Consider the following 21,351-nt stretch of genomic DNA (forward strand, 5'->3'; position numbering starts at 1 on the left):
CCCAACCGGCTCCGAGCCCTACGAAGCCCCAGGGCAGCGGCCTGCTCGACTGGCTGTTCTGAGCGATCGGCCGGCTACCTGAAGGCCAGCAGCGGGCAGGGCTCAAGAGAACAGGGTGAGGATGTGCTCCGACGTCAGGCAGCCGGCCGTCGCCAGATCCAGGTTGGCCAGTGACATGTGGTGAACCTCGTCGGCCGCGGCCGTGACGCAATCGCTGACCGTGTGGACGGTGAAGCCGAGGTCGGTGCCGTGCCTGGCAGTCTGCTCGACTGTGAGGTTGGTGGCGACTCCGGTGACCAATAGCGTGTCGATCCCGTGCTCGGCCAGCCACTCGGGGAGGTGGTTCCCGGCCAGGCCGGACAGCTTCTGGTTATCGACGACCTGGTCCGCCTCCGCCAGCATTTCCGGGATCAACTGCGCCCCCGGAGCATTCGGGCGGAAGGCCTCCTGCGCATCGCCGACCGCCTTCATGAAGCCCGTGTTGCGAACCAGACCACCCTCTCCCACAGGCACAGTGAACCGGGTGAAGACCACCGGCACTCCTGCGGCGCGCATGGATTGGTGGAACCGCACGGCACGCTCCACGACACCGCTGCGCGCGACCGGCTCGCCCAGCATCGCGCCGAAAAATCCCTCGGGTTTGATGACGTTCACCTGCCAGTGCAGAGCGAGAACGGCGGCAGTCCGCGGATCGTAGGTCATAGTCACGATCGTGCCGTACTTCTTCCCTATGCCATGCCGAAATTTCCGGCCATATGGGAGAAACGCGCGGGTTGGCGGGAAAACGTCATGTCATGCCCCTGTTGCGTTTCACGGGTGGAGTTCGCTCAGCGGTGTGGTCGGAAGTGCGATCCAACCTTCGGTGCGCGCGCAGTCGGCATGCTCTCGAGCAGGGACGGTTACCAGGCCCTGGAACGACGCACGGGCGGTGAGCGCGGCGATAACGGCGTCCGCAGCGTCGTCGGAGACTCGGCAAATCTGCTCGTATGCACCGAGGTCGAGCCACGGTGCCGCTGCCCGCAGCTCATCGACCAGATGTCCGAGTCCGTCCAGATTCGAAGAACGTTTGTAGCTGCGGTAGGGCAGTTTCCACAGTTTGAGCGACGCTGAGGGATAGACCTCCACAACGACGCCGGTGCCACGGCGATCAACGGGCCGGCCTCGCCGTGCAAGTGCGGCCAGTAGGCCCGCGCAGCGCATGGCGGTATGACCGATGCGATCGGCCGAGACGCTTAGGGGCGTGAGGCCGGTCATGTCGTAGACCACTTGGTCGGTGACCCGGAGCGCGAGATCCCTGCGCCAGCCCCGTCCCGCAATGTCGCTGGGCACGTCGACGTGCCCAGTGCGGTGTGCCGTGACGAAGTCAACGAATTTATCCGGCCAGCCGAAGGGACAGTCGATACCGGCCTTGTCCGCACCCATGACCGCCTCAACGATCAGGTCATCATCCGCCCGAATCTGGATCTCGCTCACACGGGCACCATCCGCGGACCAGTCGAGCCACGCTACCGCCGTCCTGGCGGCCTCCGCTGCCAGATCGACTCCAACTGTGCGCATCTCCTCACGGTACGACGGCACGATAGGACGAGGTTGATCAGCCGCCGGTTGTTATACGGACCGCGGGGGCGTATAGCCCTGATCAGGGGGAAACGCCGGTTGCATTGTCACCATGGCCGTCCGGACCGACTGCCGGTCCGGACGGCCATGGTGAGTCGTCGAAGGCCATGACGATCGCTGACATTGGCATTCGTCGTGATGCGGGGCCCTTGATCTGCCCCCGCCTCCCCGAATCGCAGCCGAGGGCTACCTGCCCGCGTTATCTGCTCCCGGCCCGCCGGCGCAGTGTCTTGTCCGCCAGGGCCGGCGGCACGTAGTAGCTGTCCGCTCGGTTGAGGTCGGTGCCCGGGGGGACGATCTCGTCGATGCGGTCCAGTACGTCCTCACTCAGTACCGTGTCCGCGCCGGCCAGCAGGTCGTCGAGTTGGTCCATGGTGCGTGGCCCGATGATCACCGAGGTGATGGCCGGGTGGGCCAGGACGAATCCGACGGCCAGGTGCGGCAGCGACAGGCCGGCCTCCGCCGCGAGCTTCGTCAGCTCGCCGACGGCCTGGAGCTTGCGCGCGTTCTCGGGCAGCGACGGGTCGAACTTGTGCCGCTCGAAGGCCGCGCGACCGGTGCCCGTCAGGTCGATGTCGGCCGCCTGCGTGTAGCGGCCGGACAGCCAGCCCGCCGACAGCGGGCCCCAGGTCAGCACGCCCATCCCGTACTTCTGCGTGGTGGGAAGCACCGCCGCCTCCACACCGCGCGCCAGGATCGAGTACGGCGGCTGCTCGGTGCGGAAGCGGACGTGGCCGCGCCGCTCGGAGACCCACTGCGCCTCGACGATCTGCTCCGCCGGGAAGGTGGAGCTGCCCACGGCCCGGACCTTGCCGGCCCGTACCAGGTCGGTGAGGGCGGAGAGGGTCTCGTCGATGTCTGTGGCCGGGTCGGGGCGGTGGATCTGGTACAGGTCGATGTGGTCGGTGCCGAGGCGGCGCAGGCTGTTCTCGACCTCGCGGACGAGCCAGCGCCGGGAGTTCCCGCTGTGGTTGGCGTCCGGGCCCATCGAACCATGGGCCTTGGTCGCCAGGACGACGTCGTCACGGCGGCCCTTGAGCGCCTTGCCGACGATCTCCTCCGACTCGCCCTGCGAATAGATGTCGGCGGTGTCGACGAAGTTGATGCCGGCGTCGAGGGCGCGGTGGATGATACGTACGCACTCGTCGTCGTCCTTGTTGGCGATGGCGCCGAACATCATCGCGCCGAGCGCGTACTGGCTGACCGAGATGCCGGTGCCGCCGAGGATCCTGCGCTTCATGAGGTGCTGCCTCCTGCGGATCATTTCGTGGATACGGACCCAGCCTCCGCTCCGCGCGGGTCCGGTACCAGGCCCGGCCTAACCTGGGTCTGGCAGAACCCCCTGAACCGCCCGCCGACGCATAATGGCGGGCATGGGCCTTGCCGTGGACGAGATCACGCCATTCCTGAAGGCGCGGCGGGCGGCGCTGGACGCCGCCGCGCTGGGCCTGCCGAACGGGCTCACCCGGCGTCGGGTACGCGGCCTGCGCCGCGAGGAGGTCGCCCAGCTTGCCGGGGTGAGCGTCGACTACTACACCCGCATCGAGCAGGGCCGCGCGCACGCCGTCTCCGACGCGGTGGTCGACGCGATCGCGCGGGCGTTGCGGCTGACACCCGACGAGCACACGTACCTGCGCAACATCACGCAGGCTCGGCGGCGGCCCGGTGCCGACGCCGACGTCTGCGATGCGGGCAGAGGCCCCCGGCCGCGAGTGCGGCCGCAGATCCAGGAACTGCTGGACGCGATGGAGGACACGGTCCCCGCCATCGTCTACGGCCCGGGCATGGACATGCTGGCCTGGAACCGGATCGCCGGCCGGGTCTCGTTCGACTTCGAAGCTCTCCCGGAGGCGGAGCTGAACTCCGCCCGGCTGATCTTCCTGCATCCCGAGGCCAAGGCGCTGCATCCCGAATGGGAGCGGGAGGCGGAAGCGACCGTGGCCAGCGTCCGCGCGCAGATGGGGCGCCGCGAGGACGAATCCCGGGTGCGGCGTGTCGTCTGTGATCTGCGGGAGGCGAGCGAGGAGTTCCGGCACTACTGGGACGCGCAGGCGGTGCGGGAACGAAGCCGCGGCACGAAGCGCATCCTCAACCCGGAAGTGGGCGAGTTGGTGCTGACGTACGAGGCGTTCGTGTTGCCGACCGATCCGGGCCAGCACCTGTGCACGTACACGGCCCCGAAAGGATCGGCGACGGAGAAGGGCCTGCGAGCACTGGCGGAACGGGTCGGCGCGAGCGTCTTCTGATGAGAGGGCGTTAGATTCCGTGAGTTCGGGTTCAGGCGCCTCGCCAGGTTGGGGTGGATTCGCCGGTGAGGCGGCGGGCCATGAGGTCGATCATGGATATACAGAGGTGCTCGCCAACGGGCGTTCTCGCGAGCTCCTCGACCTCACGTCGCGACGAAGGACCGTAGTGGCCCGGGCTTCGCGTCGCTACGCTTGGAGCTCGCGCCAATGTGCATGGAGGAGCTCATGGCCGCTGGCCCACTGGAGCCGGGAGACCCCCGCGCGTTGGGAGTGTTCCAGGTCGTGGGGCGCCTGGGCGAGGGCGGGCAGGGGATCGTCTACGAGGGACTGAGCGCGTCCGGCGACCGTGTGGCCATCAAGGTCCTCAAGGGCGGCACGGATCCCGATACCCGCCGCCGGCTGGCCAGGGAGCTGGAGTCCGCTCGCCGGGTGGCTCCCTTCTGCACAGCCCGAGTGCTGGCAGCCGAGCTCGACCGGGCGGACCCCTATGTGGTGAGCGAGTTCGTCGCGGGCCCGTCGCTGCAGGAGCGGGTGCGTGCCGGCGGTCCCCTGCGGGACGGCGACCTTGAGCGGCTGGCAGTCGGCACGGCTTCCGCCCTCGCGGCCATTCATGGCGCCGGGGTCGTTCATCGGGACTTCAAGCCGGCCAACGTGCTGCTCGGTCCGGACGGGCCGCGGGTGGTCGATTTCGGCATCGCCCGGCCGCTCGACGCCAATACGGCGCCTTCGGCGCTGTCAGGCACCCCGCCGTACATGGCGCCCGAGCAGCTCAAGGGAGTGTACGCGTCTGCCGCGGCCGATGTGTTCGCTTGGGCCGCGACCATCGTCTACGCGGCGACCGGGCGGGCACCGTTCGGCAGCGACACGGTCGCCGCGGTCTTCAACCGCATCCTCAGCCAGGACCCCGACCTCTCCGGCGTTCCCGAGAGCCTGTTCGCGACCCTGGCCACCTGCCTGTCCAAGGATCCCCAAGTACGCCCTTCCGCCCGGTCGCTTCTGGTCCGCTTGGTCGACCCCGGAGCCTCGACCGTCTCAGTCCCTGAGGTCGGCCCGGTCCCCAGCGCGTACGTCCCTCCTGACTGGCCCGGCCGCAGCCCGGCCGGTCAGGTCTCGGTCGCACCAGGATCTGGCACGACCAAGTTGCTCCCGGCCGACCCCACCAGAACGCAGCCCTCGCCGCTCTACCCGTCCGGTCCGCCGCCTGAACCCGCACGTGGCGCGGCCCCCGCGCCCACGCTTGGGCTCACGGCGCCCTACCCCGCAGGGGGGGCCACCGGCGGCGCCGGTACCACGGTACGTGACACGGTGTCCTCAGGACGTGATGCGGCATATCCGGCGACACCGTACCGTGAGGAGGGCACTCGGAGGGTGAGGCGCCCCGCCATGCCGGTGATCGCCGTCGCGGCCGCGGCCCTGGTGGCGGTCGCCACGGTCGGCGTGCTGTACGCGACGGGGACGCTCGGCCACTCGACCGAGGGAGGGCAGGCTCCCGGTCAGGCGGCATCTGGTACGACCCTTGGCCGGGGACCGGCGTCCGGATCGTCCTCGGCTCCGGCGGCGACATCAGGAGGGTCGCAGGTGCCCAGTCAGGCGGCATCTGATACGACCGCCGGCCGGGAACCGACGTCTGGACCGACGTCTGGACCGACGTCTGGACCGACGTCTGGACCGACGTCTGGACCGACGTCTGGACCGATGTCGACTCCGCCTCCCGCCCGGGCCGGCGGAATCCCCGCGGGCTTCGCGGGAACCTGGGCGGGACAGGTCGAATCGCAGGACGGCCGCAAGGACCGGGCGAGCCTGACGATCATCTTGACGGAAGGACAGCCCACCGCGATGTGGGCGCGCGGTGATTGCCGGCAGGAGGCCACGCTGACCAGGATCACGAGCGGCTCCGTGCTCCAGCTGAGGGTGGAGCAGCGGGATCTGTGCGCTGGCGGAGACGTGACCCTCACGCTGAAGGATCCCGAGACCTTGGAGTACGTGGGGCAGGAGGGCGCAAGCTCGCTGGAATATCGCGGGAGCCTGCGCCGCTCCTGACCGTTCAGCCAGCGCGCGCGATCTGGAACGAATACGTCCCGGTCTTCGCCGCAGGCGATCTGACGACCAGCGCGTAGCGCCCGTTTCCGCCCGATAGGGCTAGGTCGAACTCGTTGCCGCACAGCGGGTAAGGCTGCCGGGCGTTGGCGACGCTCTTCTGGGCGGCGTCGAAGAGTTCCACTTCGATGTCGGTGCACGTGCCCCCGATGACCTTGATGGCGGTGGCGCCGTCCGAGTCGAACTCGAAGCGGTCGATCCGCCCAGGCGGGTCCAACCGCCCCGCCCCAGCGGGGGCGCCCTCACCGATCTTCAGGCCGATCGCCGCCGGGAAGGTGCGGACCTTCACGGTCGCGATCCGGAAGCTGTACGGCCCCACGACGTTCGTATCGCCCCAGACCTCCAGCCGGTGGCTTCCCGCCTTGGTCAGTTTGAATATCGAGGTGCCGAAGGTGAGGCTGACGCTGGAGGGGCCCAGCGGCTGGCCATCGATGTCGGAGAAGACCTGTAACTGGATACCGTCGCCTTGCATGTCGGTGACGTAGAACTCCCTGGCGTCGCCCAGGTCCAGGGTGAACTTATCCTTCTGTCCCGCACGGGTCAGCTCGGACGAGGCCGTGCTGCCGTCGACCAGGACGCCACCCGGTTCGACGGCCGCCGCGGCCTGGACGTTCTCGCCGGTCTCGGTCTGGCTGGGCGTGCTTTCGCTCTGAACGGCCGTGCTTTGGCTCTGGACGGGAGTGCTGACAGGCCCAGCGCTGGCCTCAGGGGTCACGCTGCTGGTCACCTGCGCAGGAGGAGCGACGTCACCGCCACTGGCCCCACCACCGGCGAGGCCACATCCGGCGACCGTGACAAGCGCGAAGGCGACGGCACCGTGCCGGACCGGTGCGAGCAGGCGCAATGCGGAGAAGTTCGTCATGTCCGCCATTCTTTAGAGACCACTTACAAGTCGGTTGCCGACCACTTTCTCGTTTCTCGGCACAACGCCGCATTCTGAGAGATGCGGGTCACATTACGGCCCGCCGAGCGCTCGGCTGCCGGGCACCGGCTCTACATGGCGGGCGACGTACGCCGGCCACCGAGACCATCGACCAGATGGTGGGCGGGGACGCGGCCGTCCTGTCGGCGATGTACGCGAAGATCGACACCAAGGGACCCGACAACGCGACGCGCGGCCTACTCAGCGCCGAGGTGTGGGAGTACCTGAAGCGCGCGTTCGCGGTCGGCTCTGCGCGGTGAGTCTGGTCGGGCGTGGATGATTCACGGGGTTCGCGGTGACCTTGCCGTTGAGCCGGTGACGCGTGGTTCGTAGCCTTCTTGGCCGGACCACGGCCGGGCTGTGAGCCGGTCCAGGGTGCGGGCTCGGGCGAGTCAAGGTGGGGATCCGGGACTGTGAGGAGCGGTCGGTGGGTGGGTCGTGTCGTGCCTCCGTTTGGTCTTCTAGATCATGTCGCCGGTTCGTTTCCGCTCTCAGGCAGAATTCGACGCAGGCGGAGCGCTTGACGCTTGACGAGGAACGCGAGCCTGCCATCAGGGAGTATGAGGCCAAGAAGGCGAGTTCGCCGCTGCCTGCCTAGCGGAGATCGACCTCAATCATGGCTCCCACGACCACGCCCAAGGGGCGCGGTGGACGATCGGTCCGGAGGCGTGTCTGGATGTGCTCGACAAGCTCCTCGGGCTGAACTTCTACCGTTACTACTGGGAGAAGCAGGCCGGCCTGCGCTCAGGTAGGAATCCCGCCAAAGGCAAGCGAGTCCAGATCTGCCATGGCGCCGCCGCCCACCAGAGGATGGGACGGCCGAATCGGTCGACGGCGCCCTCTTCCAACCATCCGACACACTCTTCTGACTCCGCAAGGAAATACGGCTCGCCTGTTCTCTTAACTGCAATATCAGACACCCGAGGAAGGCTCGGGTGTGCCGTTCGGCCAAACGCATGGCGACGAGGCTCCCAGCAACAGCACATCATCGCCTGTCCCGTCGAGTGAGAGAAGGAAATCGTCGGGCCTGGAGTGCGCTGCGATAGTAGTGCCGTCCTTGGAGAATCCCTCAATGATGTGCCCCTGCTGTTGCCAGTACTCCCTGATCTGCTTGGCTACCTGGCCGATCTGATCCTTCGGAATGTCGCGGAGGTAATAGCCCCGGTCGACGATGACGCGATCCTCGGACCCACCATCAGTGGGACTATGACATTTGGCAAGTTCAAGGCTCGTGCGATCGAGCTCCAGACGAGGACCCGGCTTGATCATGTCGGCTGTCTCTTTGATGAGTTGTTCCACTCGGGCGAGCGCTTGAGCTTGAGTTATGGTCGGCTTGTCCACGTCACCTCCTGAGGTCCCACACCCTGTAGCGAGAGCTGCAAAAATCATGATCAAAAAGCAAACGCGTGGCATCTATCCTCCAGCCGGTGTGGGTGAAGGCACTGGATGGGGCGACGACTTCTCCGGCGGCTGCGGTGCCGGGCAGGGCGGTGAGGTCGGGGGCGGCGGTGTCGGCTTTGGAGGCGGTTCGGGAAACGGAATGAGCTTGTCGTACTGGCCGTCGATCAGGTGCCCTATATTCTTGAGGGACGCTGACCTGCGCTCCACCTGCTCCCAATAGCTGGAATGGGCAGTGAAGGCGTAACGCGAGTCCCCGGTGCGTTGCACATAGAACCGGTTTGCGCCGAACTCGCTGCGGCTGGGGTCGGCACCGAACGGCCCTACGCCTGTCACGACCCCTGACGCGATGGCGGACAGGATGCCCGGCACGTCAGGGCGCACTCCGCTCAGAGGACCGAGAGAACCGATATCGCCCACCGGGTCGTCAGGGGCCTCTCCTACCCATACCGATTTCACCCCCAGGTCCTTCGCGTGCATCGCTACGACACCGGGACTACCCACGAAGATCACCTGGTCGGCGAAGGATTTGGGGCGCAACTGAGCGGCCACGCCGGTCACCGTGGACCCATAGCTGTGCCCGAGAACAGTGAACCGCGCGTCAGAGGCCGCCTGGTGAGCGGCATGCAGGCCGTCGGCGAAGCCGGCCAGCGCCGGAGCCCCCGCTGCAGCGTCGTCGAGGGTGGCAGGGGTATGCGCTGCGCCCGCCGACCCCCACTGCGGAGCCGCGTAACCCAACCAGGCGATCGAGGCGACCTTCGTGCTCGACTTGGCGAAGGAATGCGCCTGGTCCCACATCACGGCGGCGCGCCTGGCGTCGCTGCCCCCGAAGCCATCCAATTTGGTACCCGTACCGGGCACGTACGCGACGATATTGTCGGCCTTGTCTGGATCGCCGAACGAGATCGCCGTCTTGCCCAGGCCGCCCAACTCCAGTTGCAGCAAGAGCGCAGGGTCGCGACCATTCTGCCCGCCGAGGGCGAGACCTTGCTCGACAGAGGCGATCTGGCGCAACTTCAGCTCCATTTCCTTGATCGCCTCGACGGCTTCCTTGGAAGACTGCGCGCGTAATCGATTCAGCTCCGCACCGATCGTGACCTTCTGGTCCGCCATATATCTCCGGTTGGCCTGATCCCGTACCGGGGCCGGAAGGCCGTTCAAGCTGCCGATCAACTGCGGGGATTGGGCCGCCAGCCGCTGCTGGGCCGTGGTGCCCAACTGCTGCCACCATACGTTCAGCCGGCTCGCCAGCGTCGTGTCTTTGCCGGTGTTCTGCAGTGCCACCAGCGCCTTGAGCGCCGCCGCATCCCCGCCCTCGGCCGCCGCTGTTAGCTTGCTCACGCCGCCCGGGTCGGGCGCGAAATCCCCGAACAGACCGAACCCCGCCATCGCCTTGGTGGCCATGCCCGAGTCGTGTTCCTGCTGGATCACCGACAGCCGCCGACGCAGATCCCCCACCTGCTCCTGTGCCCATTCCCCGGCGCCGCCGACCTGCTTGCCAGAGGACGCGGGCAGGCACAACGCCGAAAGTTCGCCCGATAGCCGCTGCCCCGCCTCGGGAAGCTGTTGCCCGGCCCGCTGGAGATCGGCCACCAGACGTTCCATCGCGGCGACGTCCATTCCGGAGAACCCGGTTGGCGGGGCCGAGGCCACGCTCACCGACGTGGAGAACGGCGGCACCTGCGGCGCCTGCCCGCCGAGCTGCCGGATCCGGGCCGCGATCTCCTCGGCCGCCTGATCGAAGCCCCGCTGTACGGTCGTACGCTGCTCGGCCAGCGCCTTGGAAAAGGCGGGGGCACCCCCGCCCACCCAGGCGCAGGCGGCCAAGCACCGCATGGGGGAGTCCAGTACCCGGGCATGCTCATCGGCCAGCCGAATCACCCGCGATAAGGCGGCCTCCAATTCCGTCGTCACACCCGTAGCCACAAGGTGTCAGAATTCCATGCAGATCAGACATTCTGCAACTACCCCATCAGAAGCAGTAGATCGAACGAGACATGCGAAAACTCAACCTGAACGTCCGCATTTCCGGACGGTCACGTAATGGAATTCAGGGAAGGGGAGCGGAAGCAAGGGCGGACGGACGTCCCGGAACGTGACGTCTGCCTGTGCGTGGCGGCACATCGACTGGCCTCGTCGCCCTTGCTGATAAGGGGTATGTCGGTGCAGGTCAGCGGGTGCTTGGGCCGTGCAAGGGTCAAACAAGTGGCGCAGGTCGATCTTGGACTTGCCCTCCTGGCAGTGGAGCATGACCGCGCCGAACAGATGCCAAACGGAGGTGTGCGGGTTGATCCAGTCAACAGCCATGACACCGCTGGTGATCGTCGTCAGGCGCGGCCACTCCTGACCGCCGTTGCGCTTGTATCACCTTTGGTCACCTTACGTGATGGTTCGACTACCGACCGTAGCACCTCTCAAAGGGCGGGATCCGTAAGCGACAGCAGCACCGTACGAGTCTCTTTATCAGGCCGGATCACCACGGCCTGATCGGAGAGCGACCTCAAGCATGGCTTTTCTCCACGGTCAAGGGGTGCATCGGCCCGCAGGCGCGATCGGTGGTCGACCATGGCCATATCGAGGATTTGTGCATGGCCAACCGCCGCGTCTTATCTTCCATCCGCTGTGCAGTGCGAGCGGCATTCTCTTAAACTGTACGGGTCCGACCCAGCTCCAGCTAGAAGGCCCTTGCAACATTCCTGCTCTCGTGAACGAATTACGAGAGGAGGCAAGTACCCCTTACCACAGACGCCACAGACGCCACAGACGGCGGTCATGGAGCCGAGCGAGGGACACGTGCAAGTCAACAACTTTGGATCAGTAACCAACCAGACCAACATCGACCGCAGCGTCGCCCTTCCCCGAGCCGATCTTCAAGCCGGAGTCGCGCAACTCAGAGCATTGATGGCAGCTGGAGCCATCCCGGGAAGCGAGGGACCCGAGGTCGTCGCGGAAGTTGAGGCGTACCTGAACGAAGCAGATGGGCAGCCCACCGGACGACTGAAAGCCGCTCTTCAGCGGCTACGGCACCTGCTGGTGGTGGGTGGAGCTTCCGCTGACGACGTCGCCAAGGTAGCCGGTGCGATAACCGCGATATCGGCGGTCATCGGGGGGTGAGATGACGGAGCTCGTCAATGACAAGGCCTCCGCTGGCCCTGACCGAAGCGAGATGCACGTCAACAATCACGCTCCGGTCGCCAATCAGCAGAACATCGAGAATTACTACGTCGGGGACCTGCAACCAGCGGAGCATCTGGAGGCGGCCCGCCGAGCGCTGGCAGAACGACGATGGGAACAGGCATGCCAGCATTATGCGGAATATCTGAAGCGCGAATCTTACTCCCCAATGGAGAAGATGGCCGAAGTGCGAGTGGAGCACGCTCTGGCCAGGCTGCAAGGTAGACGGCCCCGTGCCCATCCAGACCGCATCCAGGACGAAATCCACACACTCCTGTCGCGGGCCCGCGATCTCGATCCCGGATCAGCAGCGGCTACCGTCCTCATGGCCATCTACAACGAAGACCTCGACCATGCGTTTCTTCGCGAAGCGGACTCCTCTGATGAGGTGCTGCAGGCGAGTGCAGACTTGGACCTAGAGTGGGCGCAGCGGATCGTGTCGGCAATCTCGGTACGCGAATCGCCGACTTGGAAAGTACTCGACGAACGGGTCACCCCCGGCGGTACCTCACCGACTTCGGTGCTGACCCGGCTCAGCGAGGAGGAGCGGGGCGAGCGTGAGCATCGGATGCGCACATTGTTCACTCCGGTGCCGGCGAAGCCAATGCGGAAACCACGTCTCAATCCGGTCTTCGGCATTCTTCCCCTGGCTGGCGGCGGCATCATCATCTGGATCTCCATCGCTATTCTGGCGTCGTATGGGAATCCGTGGTGGTCGCTGTTGTCGCCCGCTCCGTATATCGGCGTCACGGGAGTCGCCGTGGCTTCTATCGGGGGCTGGCTGACGTGCAAAGCACTGTTCGTCAACCGATGGCAGAGGCGACTGTTCCAGCGCGCCGTCCAGGACTACCAAGAGCAGTTGCGTGTCTACGAGGAGAACCTTCCCTTAGAGAAGCAGATAACTCGCTGGTTCAAGCACGACGTGGCGATCATTGTCGATCGGGCGCTCGCTCGGTTGGGTATCGTGATGGAGGAACTGCACAGCACCGGACGCATCACTGACCCGCTCGTCATCGTGGGCCCTGCTAATCCACCGAAGACCAAATTGGTGCGACACCCCCGGGTAGGAGAGGGTTACATCGCCTCCCGCTACACCGTATTCGTGGTGTGCATGGCAGATCAGAAATTGGGGGCATACCGGACTACCTTGGACTCCATCACGGGTGCACGTGAACCCGAGGAACAGACGAGCGAATATCGTTATCAGGATATCGTCTCGGTGAACGTAAGAACCGTTCGGCTGGACCTCCCACCGGGGGCGCAGAAAACCGAGGATGCTGAGCCTACTTATGCCTTCGTCGATGCCCAGGAGAAGAATACCGTGGCGGAACGGTTTACTCTCGTGGTGCCCGGTGATCGCTTCACCGTAACGACGAAGGTCACCACCGAGGACGGAAGGGGATCGCGGATCGACTTCTCCAAATCAGATCGTGCGCTTGCCGCCATCCGGCGTCGGATCGCGGCCAGCACGCGGCTGACCTGAATCATGAGTACGCCCGAGCGATGGCGGCGGGCCCCTTCAGGCTGCATGCGCTCGCTCAAAGGGACGAAGAGGTGCTCCGTAAAGGCGGCGAATAGGCGCGAGGGCTGCGGCAGGGGACGTGCTAGAAGCGCCTGCCGCCCCTGCGTGAGCGCATATCGATTGGACTGGCGCATTCCCCGATGGTCAGGCGCTTTTGGCTGGTTCGAGGGCCAGCACCTTGCCCAATTCGGCGGCGGAGGGTCGGTCCTGCTGGTCGCGGGGTACGGCGCGGAGCACCATGCGGCCGGTTTCGATGATGTGCCCGCTGCGGAAGGCGGGTGTGAGCGCGTCGATCGCCGTCGCCGCTTGGCGCAGTCCTTCATCGACGCCGCCTTGAACGACTGTGCACAGTGCCCCGTGGAGCCGGACGTTGACGCGGTATTGGTAGTCCCGGGTGATCTTCAGTACGTTCTCCCGGGCGGTGTCGGCCGCCGCCTCATAGCCCGTAGCGGCGTAGACCCAGCTTTCGGCGAAATGGATCTGCGATGGGCTCCAGAAGCCGTACCGATCCCCGGTGACGCCCTTGTCCGCAGTCTTGCGAAGAGTGTTCAGCGTCTTGAGGGCCTCGTCGTGCCTGCCGAGCATTGACAGGGCTTTCACCTTGTGGTGGTCAGCAGGTCGACGGTGGGCTCCCCAGCGAGCTGCTGGGCGCCGTTTACCAGGCGCAGGATGGTCGCCGGGTCGCGCTGGCCGTACAGGCCATGCCCCGCCTCCTCTCCCCGGACCATCAGCCGCAGTGCCAGGTCACCGGAGGCGTCGGCGGCCTGGCGTGCCGTACGCCACCAGCGGATGGCGGCTCCGTGATCAGCCAGGCGGGTCAGCGCGTTGGCGTGGACGGAAGAGAGCGCCGCCATGATCCGTTGTAGTTCGATCGCGTCGGCGGGGGTGGCGGTGTCGAGCTGGCGCCGTACCGCGAGCAAGTCGACCAGTAGGTCGGTGGCGACCTGCGCGGGGGGTCGGGTGCGCAGGGCGTGCAGGTGGTCGGTGCAGGCCAGCTCCCACTCTTCGAGGGCGCGGTGGGCCTGGCCTAGGGACAGATCGAGAAGCTGGCGGAGAGGCTCCCCGGAGATACCAAGGTTGCCGAGCGTGCCGAGGGTGCCGAGTCCGGCGAGGAACTGGAGGGCGGCCCGGCGTTCCATATCGTCATCTCCATTGCGATATGCGGGGTTTTCCAAACACATACCCGCGCGCAGTCGATCTGACTCGGCAGCAGCGTTGAAGCGCATCAATGTGCCGTACAAGGCGGTCAGAATTCCGCATCCGCCGTACACCTCGTCCAGGCGAGAAACCATCTCAGCCGGCGGCGTGCGCTCGCCGCGCTCCCATTTGGCCAGGTTGGAATAGTCGATGTAGAGGTCGGCCGCCGCGCGCCGTAGGGCGATCTTGGGTTCGCTCTCCCTGCAGCGGCGCATGACCGCGCCGAAAAGGTGCCATGCGGAGGCGTGCGGGTCGATCGAGTCTGCGGCCATGCCACCCCTCGTGATCGTGGTCAGGCGCGGCCACTCCCGACCACGCCTTTGCCCTTTCACCACCTTCGATCACTGTCCATGATGGCACTGCTACAGCCCGTAGCACCCCACAAATGGTGGGAACCCGCAGGCGAAAGCAGCGCCGTACGGGTCCCTTGATCAGGAAGGTGATCCTGACCCGTGACGCAGCTTAAACGCGGGTGGCGCCTGTTCGGGCGCCGTAGCGCCAAGCGGACCGGCCGCCACACCATCGGGAGACCCTATGTACGGGTCGAGCCTGGTCACCCCGATCCGCGCGCCCGCGCCACCGCCGTACTGCTCGACCGGCTCGAACCGGCCTGGACGATCCTTTACGGACCGTGGAGCCGCCGCTTCTACGCCCTGGCGCTGTTCGCCACCCCGGAGCCGCTGATCGTGGAGGCCTTCACCGCGCAGGAGCTCAAAGAGCAGATGCGCCAAGCCGAGCAGGACACCCTGATCGCCCACTCGCCGCGCACCGCAGTCGCGTCGGCCACGTGACCCACCCGCAGCGGTCGCCCGCCGGGCATCGCCCGGACTGGATGCCGATACCGAGTGACGCCCTGGCCAGCAGTTCCGTTGGGCCGTATGCCATGACCTCGACTTCCCCCATACGAAGGACGCCGACCCGATGAGCACCCGTATCCGGCGAACGGAGACCGCCGCATTCCCCGCCACCGAGGCATCTGTTGGCGAGGCCCGGCGCTGGCTGAGCAAGATCCTCGACGGCCATCCCTGCTGTGACGACGCGGCGTTGCTGCTGTCGGAGGCGGCCACCAACGCCCTCGTGCACACCGATTCCTCGGTGATCGGCGTCACGGTGGTGATCGAGGAGAGCGACGACTTGCGAATCGATGTCGCCGACGAGGGCGCGGAGACCGTGCCGAGCATGCCCCCGAACCCCGACGGCGACCTCGCGTCTTCCGGACGCGGGATCCGGCTGATCCGGGCGCTGTCCTCCCGGTGGGGGTTCACCGAGGAGCGACCCCAGTGCGTCCTCTGGTTCGTCCTGTCCGCACCCCCCGAGGTGGAGGAACCTGGCACGACCTCCTCCACGGTGCCGCCACGGATCACCCGTCCGCCTGGCGCACCATGAACACCGTTCCAAGGGCTACGCCGGCCGCATCTACTTCGCCAACGAGGAGGGCGGCGACGAGGGCCGCGTGGACTCGCTCGGTGCGGTGGCGCCGCTAAGAGAAGCCGAGCCGGGCGAGTGGTTCGACCAGCTCGCGCTCCTCGTACGACAGGTGGGACAGCAGCGAGTCGGTGAGCAGGTCCACCGCGGCCCGGAGGGACTTCAGCCCGTCCGGCTCGGTCACCAGGGCGACCAGCGCTCGGTCGACGCCTTCGAGAACCTCGTGGATCGCGTGATGTTCCTGCTCAAGGCGGTCGACGACCGGCGTCAGCTCGGGCATGGCGTGGCGTAGGTGCGGGAAGACGCTGATGTCCTCAAGGGTGTGGTGGGTGGTGACCACCCGGCAGTACGACTGGCAGTAGACGCCGAGCGTCCAGTTGTTCTGCCGCATGGTCATCTCGTTGATCTGTGATCGCGCGGTGCCCGGATCCATCGTTCCGGCCGCGACCTGCTCGACGAGCCCGCGTACGTTCTGCAGTTCCTGCCGGAGGTGGTCGTGTACCTCGATGAGGTGCCCGCCCGCGGCCTGTTCGTGTGCGGTGTAGCGACGGTTCGGATCGGGCGCCGGGCCGGTCGGGCGGGTCGTCTCGTCCCAGACCTGCACGTCGCTGAGCCGGGTGCCGTCGTCGGGTGTCGGCACGGCGGCCAACGCCGACGTGCGGACGACGGGCCGGACGGGCGTGCCCGAGGTCGGCGGGGCGGTGGTCGGTGGGGCAGGTTCCCGATCACTACGAGCGCCGTGGTCCCGATCACCCTGCGCGTCGCCCGATGCGGCGTGCTCTCGGTCGTCATGAGTGTCGCCCCGCGAGGCATGATGCTGATCGTCATTGGTGTCGCCCGGTTGCGGGTTCGTCCGCCCTGCACGCTCGGCCGCCACCAGTTCCTGTACGGCCGGGGCGACCTCCGCCGCGAAGCGGCGGATCACGTCCGGGTCGTCGCCCATCACGATGTAGCCGCTCATGCCCTGCGTCAGCGTGAGCTCGGCGAGCTGCTCGGCCCACATGTGCGCCGGCCCGTTGAGGAAGCCGGTGCCGCGGTCGGCGAACGAGCCGCTGATGTTGTACAGCCTCCGCACATCGGCCGGCTGACGCCCCGCCTCCAGCGCGGCCTCGTCGATCGCCGCGTTCATCGCGGGCAGCGCGTCGGGCCCGGCGTACGAGCTGCTGGGCAGCCATCCGTCGGCGAGCCGTCCGGTGAGCCCCAGCATCCGCTTCTTATACGAACCCACCCAGATGCCAACATCGTGCGCGGGTGCGGGGCCGGGGTGGGCGCCCCACACGCGGTAGTGCTTGCCGTCCACCCGGACCGCCCTGCCGTCGGTCGACCAGATTGCCCGGATGATCTGGATGGCCTCCTCCAGGGCGTCGACGCCCTCTGCCGGGGAGAGCCGGCGTCCGCCCATCGCGGCGATGGCGTCCCAGAACGCTCCCGCGCCGAGGCCGAGTTCGACCCTTCCACCGCTGAGGATGTCGAGTGTGGCGACGCTGCGGGCGAGTACGGCCGGTGGCCGCAACGGCAGGTTGGCCACGTTCGGTGAGACGCGCACGGTCGAGGTGCCGGCGGCGATGACCGACAGCAGTGTCCAGGTGTCCAGGAACCGGGCCTGGTAGGGATGGTCCTGGATGGTGACCAGGTCCAGGCCCACCTGCTCGGTGAGCTGGGCGAGGGCGACGACCCGATCCGCCTGGTCCGCCTGTGGGGTGATGAACGTTCCGAACAGCAGCTCATGCCCGTAATCGGCCATGTCACGTCCCGCGGTCTCGATCAAAGTGGTTTCGATGCAGAGCAGATAGTATGTCAAACAGAACGATAGTCAAACAGAAGGTCTATTTACGCACTGATCGGCTATGCTGGCGTCATGTCCGAGACCCCGTCCGCTGAGCGTGCGCCGACGCCAGCGGCTGCACCCGAGCCGCCGGACGCCCTCGACACCGACCTGGGCTGGACCCTCGGGGTGGTCTTCCGGGCGTACGTCAAGTCCGCCAACGCGCTCTTCCGAGACCTGCCGGGCGGCCCGCGGGGCTACCAGGTGCTCGCCGCCGCCGCTCAGGAGCTGCCCGGCGGCCAGGGCGCCCTTGCCCAGCGGCTCGGCATCGACAAGACCGTCATGACCTACCTCGTCGACGATCTCGAGAACGCGGGCCTAGTCCAGCGCCGCCCCGACCCCGCCGATCGCCGCAACAAGCGCATCGTCGCCACCGAGCGCGGCCGTACGACCTGGCAGGCGACCCAGGTCAGCCTCGACCACACCGAGGAACACATCCTGGCCCCACTGGACCCGGCTGATCGCGCGATGTTCCGGGAGCTCCTGCAACGCCTGGCCGTCCGCGCCCAAACCCTGGACCCGGTCGCTGACACCTGCCAGATCGTCACCGACATCGCGCCGGAGGTCCCGGCTGCACACACCCCGCCGCGCCCCCGCCGCGCCGCCCGGAATTGACCAGCCGCGCCGGATGCGCTCGATGAATGAGACAGGGGACTCGGCTCCCCGCGTGCCGCTATCGAGCTGGACGGTCCCCGAGGACGTCTATCACCCGGTCCTGCGGTTCCTGTTGAGCTCATCCCTCAGTTTGAAGTACTCCGATTCGGAAGCGGCGAACTTCGTGATGCCCTTCTCCGGGTCGGTCGTCACGAAGTACAGCCAGGGGCCGGTAGCCGGTTTCAGGGCGGCCTCGATGGCGTCGTTCCCCGGGTTGCCGATGGGGCCGGGCGGCAGGCCGAGGTACGCGTAGGTGTTGTACCGTGACCGGCTCTGGACATCCTTGTTCGAGGCCCTGGTGCCGAACTTGTTCAGGCCGTACAGGACGGTGCTGTCCAGTTGCAGCCTCATCTCGGGCGTGTGGTTAAGCCGGTTGTAGATGACCCGCGCGACCTTGGGCATGTCGCGCTTGTCGCGCGACTCGGCCTGGACGATGCTGGCGATGGTCATGATCTCCAGTGGCGTACGGCCGGCACGCCTGGCGCCGTCCACCAGGTCGGCGTCCTCGGCGGCGCGATTGAAGCGCGTCACCATCGCGGCGAGAAGCTCCTCGGGGCTCGACTTGGGCGAGACCTCATAGGTCGCGGGGAAGGCGAATCCTTCCAGCGCGCCCTTGGCGTAGGCCGGAAGGCCGAGCGATTCGCCGTCCCTTGCGGCCCGCCTGAACTCCTCTACCGGCTTGCCGGTGGCGGTCGACAGCTGGTTCAAGATCTGCGAGAGCCGCTGTCCTTCCCTCACGGTCAGAGTGGTCTGCCCCTGGTTGGCTTCCACGAGCACATCGTCGGTGCCCTGCCCGTTGAGGTGCTGGGGGAGCGTCACCCGAGAGGAGAGCACGATCGTGGATCCGATCGCCATCACGGTGACGGCTGCCGCCGCCGCCAGGGCGACGCCGCGGCGGTGGGATCGGGCCCCGCGGACTCGGAGGAACCGGCTCGGCGGGGGTGGCTCCTCCTCATGCGCCATGTCCGAGAGGGTCTCACGCAGCAGATCCTCGATGTTCATCGCAACTCCCTCACGGTGCTCAGTTCGGGGGCGGCCTTCTTCAGACGCTCCAACGACCGGTAGATCTGGCTGCGGACCGACCCCACCCTGATACCGAGCAGCCGCGCGATCTCGGTCTCGGACAGGTCCTCGAAGTAGCGCAGCACGAGCATGGTCCGCTGCCGGGGCGTCAGCCGGGCAAGGGCCGTGCGCATCACGAGGCGGAGGTCCACGATCTCGGCGTGTCCGTCGCCGATCTGGTCGGGCAGCCATCCGATGGGCACTTCCGCGATGCGGGAACGGCGCCGCCACCAGCTCACCTGCTCGTGGTACATGGCGCGGCGGACGTAACCCTCGATGGCCGCCGGGTCGCGCAGGCTGTGCCATTTCGCCGCCGTCTTCGCCAGCGCCGACTGCACCAGGTCCTCAGCGGCGTGACGGTCACCGGTCAGCAGGTACCCGGTGCGGAACAGCGCCCCTGATCGATCGACGACGAACTTCCGGAAGTCCGCCTCAAATCCTGGATCCACCCGTCCTCCTCGCTGTCTCACCAAGCAAGGACGTGGGCCGGACGTCAATCTATGCCGGCATGACCGAGCCGAGCGTCAGCGCGGCAAGTACCCCAGCTGTACGCCCAGCCCGCCCGCCGCACGGAGCCGGCGGAACTCTTCCACCGAGTCGATGTCGTACCTACGGAACAGGTCACGGCGTTCGGAGATGGCTCGCCACACGGCGAAGAGCGTTCCATTGACGGCGTCCAACTCGTGAGGAGCGGCGACCGTCTTCACGTGCGGCATGTCGAGCAGCACACAGAGCCGGTTGACCGCGCCCTCCGGTCCGCCCTGGCTGGTCACCACCTAGTAGTGCTTTGTTAGGTGGCTAAGGCGGCCTTTGGTGGCAGGTCGGGCATCGCCCGGTCCAGGTGACCAGCATGACCTGGAGCTGTTTGAGGACCGTGTAGAGCGTCAGGCCGCCCCAGCCGCTTTTGGGCTGCTCAAGCGAAGCTCTGTGCAGAACAGATGAGCGGCGCTGACCAGCGTGACGTGGCGATGCCACCCGGCCCAGGCGCGGCCTTCGAAGTGGTCCAGGCCTAGGCCGGTCTTCAGCTCGCGGTAGTCGTGTTCTATCCGCCAGCGGATCTTGGCCACGGCGACCAGCTGTGCCGGTGGGGTGTCGGCGGGCAGGCTGGACAGCCAGTACTTAATCGGTTCGGGTTCGCTGGCGGGCCATTGGGCGATCAGGTGGCTCACCGGTAGCGAGCCGTCGTCGGCCAGACGCGGTCTGCGGCCGGCCACCCGGACCGGCAGGATGACGAACTGGGAGGTCAGGTTCCCTTTGGATCCTGCGCGCCAGGTCAATGTCAGCGCCGCGGAACGCCCTGCGCCAAGCACGTGCTCGCGCAGGGCCATCGGCTTGGTCCGGTAACGCGGCAGCGGGTGGCGGCCCGCGCCGGTATAGGCGGGTGCCTGCGGGACACTGCCGGCCGAGTGCGCGGTGACCTCGCCTTTGACCTGAACCACATACCGCATGCCGCGCTCGGCCAGCGCGGCGCGCAGGTGGGCGTTGTCGCCGTAGGCGGCATCGGCGACCACCACCGGCGGCGGTGCCAGTCCCCAGCCGGCCAGTTCGTCCAGCATCTCGATCGCCATCTGCCATTTGGGTCGATGGCGCTCGCAGGCAGGGATGGCGCACCGCCGGCGGCGCAGGGCGATCTGCTCGGCAGCCGGCGGATCGGCCCTCTGGGTGTCGTCCCAGGACGAGGGCAGGAACAGACGCCAGTTCAGCGGGCAGGAAGCGGTATCGGTGACCGCGTGCATGCTGACACCGACCTGGCAGTTGCCGACCTTGCCCAGCGTGCCGGAGTACTGGCGGCTTACTCCTGGCGATGCGGTGCCGTCCTTGGGGAAGCCGGTGTCATCTATCACCCATGCCACGGGATGGATCGTGCTGATCGCGCGGGCGGCCACACGTCGCCGCACAACCGAGAAGTCCCAGGTGGAGGAGGTGAGGAACTGCTGCAGCCCTTGATGATCCACCCCCAGCCGCTCAGCCATCGGCTGCATCGACTTGCGGCGGCCATCCAGCAGCAGCCCTCGCAGGTAGATGATCCCCTTGGCTCGCTGGTCCGAGCGGGCCAAGGGAGCGAACACCTCAGCGGCGAACATTTCTAATCGCTGCCGGACACGGACAAGCTCTCCAGGGGTCACGACCGCATCGAAACACCAAGCAGGCGAACCGACCAGCCACAACAGGCTGACCTAACAAAGCACTACTAGAGGGGCCGGCGGCCATC

Annotated in this window: 21 protein-coding genes; 8 read left to right on the forward strand and 13 right to left on the reverse strand. The window is 66.9% G+C overall.

Translation table 11 applies throughout. The features are described 5' to 3' along the window. Nucleotides 1–102: 102 nt before the first annotated feature. From ACOZ38_RS03430 to ACOZ38_RS03440, 3 genes are all read right to left on the reverse strand, one after another. A complete protein-coding gene (locus ACOZ38_RS03430; protein WP_424528752.1) occupies nt 103–702 on the reverse strand; it encodes a cysteine hydrolase in 600 nt (199 codons plus the stop codon). A gap of 108 nt (nt 703–810) precedes the next feature. Continuing rightward, the gene (locus ACOZ38_RS03435) at nt 811–1,557 is read right to left on the reverse strand and encodes a DUF429 domain-containing protein (RefSeq protein ID WP_424528753.1); all 747 of its coding nucleotides are present in this window, start codon (nt 1,555–1,557) and stop codon (nt 811–813) included. Between the two features lie 259 nt (nt 1,558–1,816). Next, entirely contained in the window at nt 1,817–2,857 is a 1,041-nt protein-coding gene (locus ACOZ38_RS03440) for an aldo/keto reductase (protein WP_424528754.1), read from the reverse strand. A 133-nt stretch (nt 2,858–2,990) separates the two neighbouring features. Here ACOZ38_RS03440 and ACOZ38_RS03445 point away from each other — a divergent pair, with 133 nt between their 5' ends. Continuing rightward, nucleotides 2,991–3,863 carry a helix-turn-helix transcriptional regulator gene (locus ACOZ38_RS03445; RefSeq protein WP_424528755.1) on the forward strand — a complete coding sequence of 291 codons (873 nt, stop codon included), beginning with the start codon at nt 2,991–2,993 and terminating at the stop codon, nt 3,861–3,863. 225 nt (nt 3,864–4,088) lie between these two features. After that, complete coding sequence (locus ACOZ38_RS03450; RefSeq protein WP_424528756.1) at nt 4,089–5,903, forward strand: protein kinase domain-containing protein; 1,815 nt, start codon at nt 4,089–4,091, stop codon at nt 5,901–5,903. A 4-nt stretch (nt 5,904–5,907) separates the two neighbouring features. Here the strand turns inward: ACOZ38_RS03450 and ACOZ38_RS03455 are convergent, their stop codons facing one another. Next, nucleotides 5,908–6,822: a hypothetical protein gene (locus ACOZ38_RS03455; RefSeq protein WP_424528757.1), complete on the reverse strand. Its 915-nt coding sequence runs from the start codon at nt 6,820–6,822 to the stop codon at nt 5,908–5,910. Between the two features lie 176 nt (nt 6,823–6,998). On the opposite strand from ACOZ38_RS03455, the gene ACOZ38_RS03460 reads away from it, so the two are divergent. Beyond that, entirely contained in the window at nt 6,999–7,142 is a 144-nt protein-coding gene (locus ACOZ38_RS03460; protein ID WP_424528758.1) for a hypothetical protein, read from the forward strand. 652 nt (nt 7,143–7,794) lie between these two features. Here ACOZ38_RS03460 and ACOZ38_RS03465 read toward each other — a convergent pair. Both ACOZ38_RS03465 and ACOZ38_RS03470 read right to left on the reverse strand, forming a co-directional pair. Further along, on the reverse strand, nt 7,795–8,223 hold the full coding sequence (locus tag ACOZ38_RS03465) for a hypothetical protein (protein ID WP_424528759.1): 429 nt from the start codon (nt 8,221–8,223) through the stop codon (nt 7,795–7,797). Between the two features lie 72 nt (nt 8,224–8,295). Further along, nucleotides 8,296–10,194, reverse strand: coding sequence for an alpha/beta hydrolase (locus ACOZ38_RS03470; protein ID WP_424528760.1), 1,899 nt, complete (start codon nt 10,192–10,194; stop codon nt 8,296–8,298). Between the two features lie 879 nt (nt 10,195–11,073). Here ACOZ38_RS03470 and ACOZ38_RS03475 point away from each other — a divergent pair. Together ACOZ38_RS03475 and ACOZ38_RS03480 are read left to right on the forward strand one after the other, a co-directional pair. Next, a complete protein-coding gene (locus tag ACOZ38_RS03475; protein WP_424528761.1) occupies nt 11,074–11,394 on the forward strand; it encodes a hypothetical protein in 321 nt (106 codons plus the stop codon). Between the two features lies 1 nt (nt 11,395). After that, the gene (locus tag ACOZ38_RS03480; protein ID WP_424528762.1) at nt 11,396–12,937 is read left to right on the forward strand and encodes a hypothetical protein; all 1,542 of its coding nucleotides are present in this window, start codon (nt 11,396–11,398) and stop codon (nt 12,935–12,937) included. Nucleotides 12,938–13,120: 183 nt separating this feature from the next. On the opposite strand, the gene ACOZ38_RS03485 is transcribed toward ACOZ38_RS03480, so the two are convergent. Then, on the reverse strand, nt 13,121–13,561 hold the full coding sequence (locus ACOZ38_RS03485; RefSeq protein ID WP_424528763.1) for a hypothetical protein: 441 nt from the start codon (nt 13,559–13,561) through the stop codon (nt 13,121–13,123). A gap of 11 nt (nt 13,562–13,572) precedes the next feature. Beyond that, nucleotides 13,573–14,445, reverse strand: a complete 873-nt coding sequence (locus ACOZ38_RS03490) for a hypothetical protein (RefSeq protein ID WP_424528764.1) — start codon at nt 14,443–14,445, stop codon at nt 13,573–13,575. Between the two features lie 180 nt (nt 14,446–14,625). On the opposite strand from ACOZ38_RS03490, the gene ACOZ38_RS03495 reads away from it, so the two are divergent. Together ACOZ38_RS03495 and ACOZ38_RS03500 are read left to right on the forward strand one after the other, a co-directional pair. Continuing rightward, on the forward strand, nt 14,626–14,964 hold the full coding sequence (locus tag ACOZ38_RS03495) for a hypothetical protein (protein ID WP_424528765.1): 339 nt from the start codon (nt 14,626–14,628) through the stop codon (nt 14,962–14,964). 130 nt (nt 14,965–15,094) lie between these two features. Then, nucleotides 15,095–15,559, forward strand: a complete 465-nt coding sequence (locus ACOZ38_RS03500; protein WP_424528766.1) for an ATP-binding protein — start codon at nt 15,095–15,097, stop codon at nt 15,557–15,559. A gap of 94 nt (nt 15,560–15,653) precedes the next feature. Here the strand turns inward: ACOZ38_RS03500 and ACOZ38_RS03505 are convergent, their stop codons facing one another. Continuing rightward, the gene (locus tag ACOZ38_RS03505; RefSeq protein ID WP_424528767.1) at nt 15,654–17,399 is read right to left on the reverse strand and encodes an LLM class flavin-dependent oxidoreductase; all 1,746 of its coding nucleotides are present in this window, start codon (nt 17,397–17,399) and stop codon (nt 15,654–15,656) included. Between the two features lie 57 nt (nt 17,400–17,456). On the opposite strand from ACOZ38_RS03505, the gene ACOZ38_RS03510 reads away from it, so the two are divergent. Further along, the gene (locus ACOZ38_RS03510; protein WP_424528768.1) at nt 17,457–18,038 is read left to right on the forward strand and encodes a MarR family winged helix-turn-helix transcriptional regulator; all 582 of its coding nucleotides are present in this window, start codon (nt 17,457–17,459) and stop codon (nt 18,036–18,038) included. A gap of 90 nt (nt 18,039–18,128) precedes the next feature. Here ACOZ38_RS03510 and mltG read toward each other — a convergent pair whose 3' ends face one another. The 4 genes from mltG to ACOZ38_RS03530 form a co-directional block, all read right to left on the reverse strand. Beyond that, nucleotides 18,129–19,079: an endolytic transglycosylase MltG gene (mltG, locus tag ACOZ38_RS03515; protein WP_424528769.1), complete on the reverse strand. Its 951-nt coding sequence runs from the start codon at nt 19,077–19,079 to the stop codon at nt 18,129–18,131. After that, nucleotides 19,076–19,588 carry a SigE family RNA polymerase sigma factor gene (locus ACOZ38_RS03520; RefSeq protein WP_424528770.1) on the reverse strand — a complete coding sequence of 171 codons (513 nt, stop codon included), beginning with the start codon at nt 19,586–19,588 and terminating at the stop codon, nt 19,076–19,078. The genes mltG and ACOZ38_RS03520 overlap by 4 nt, the downstream gene beginning before the upstream one ends. Before the next feature lie 75 nt (nt 19,589–19,663). After that, complete coding sequence (locus ACOZ38_RS03525) at nt 19,664–19,912, reverse strand: hypothetical protein (RefSeq protein ID WP_424528771.1); 249 nt, start codon at nt 19,910–19,912, stop codon at nt 19,664–19,666. Nucleotides 19,913–20,023: 111 nt separating this feature from the next. Further along, nucleotides 20,024–21,223, reverse strand: coding sequence for an IS701 family transposase (locus tag ACOZ38_RS03530; RefSeq protein ID WP_424528772.1), 1,200 nt, complete (start codon nt 21,221–21,223; stop codon nt 20,024–20,026). Nucleotides 21,224–21,351: the final 128 nt, after the last annotated feature.

Source organism: Sphaerisporangium viridialbum, assembly GCF_049674955.1.
Classification (GTDB): Bacteria; Actinomycetota; Actinomycetes; order Streptosporangiales; family Streptosporangiaceae; genus Sphaerisporangium; species Sphaerisporangium viridialbum.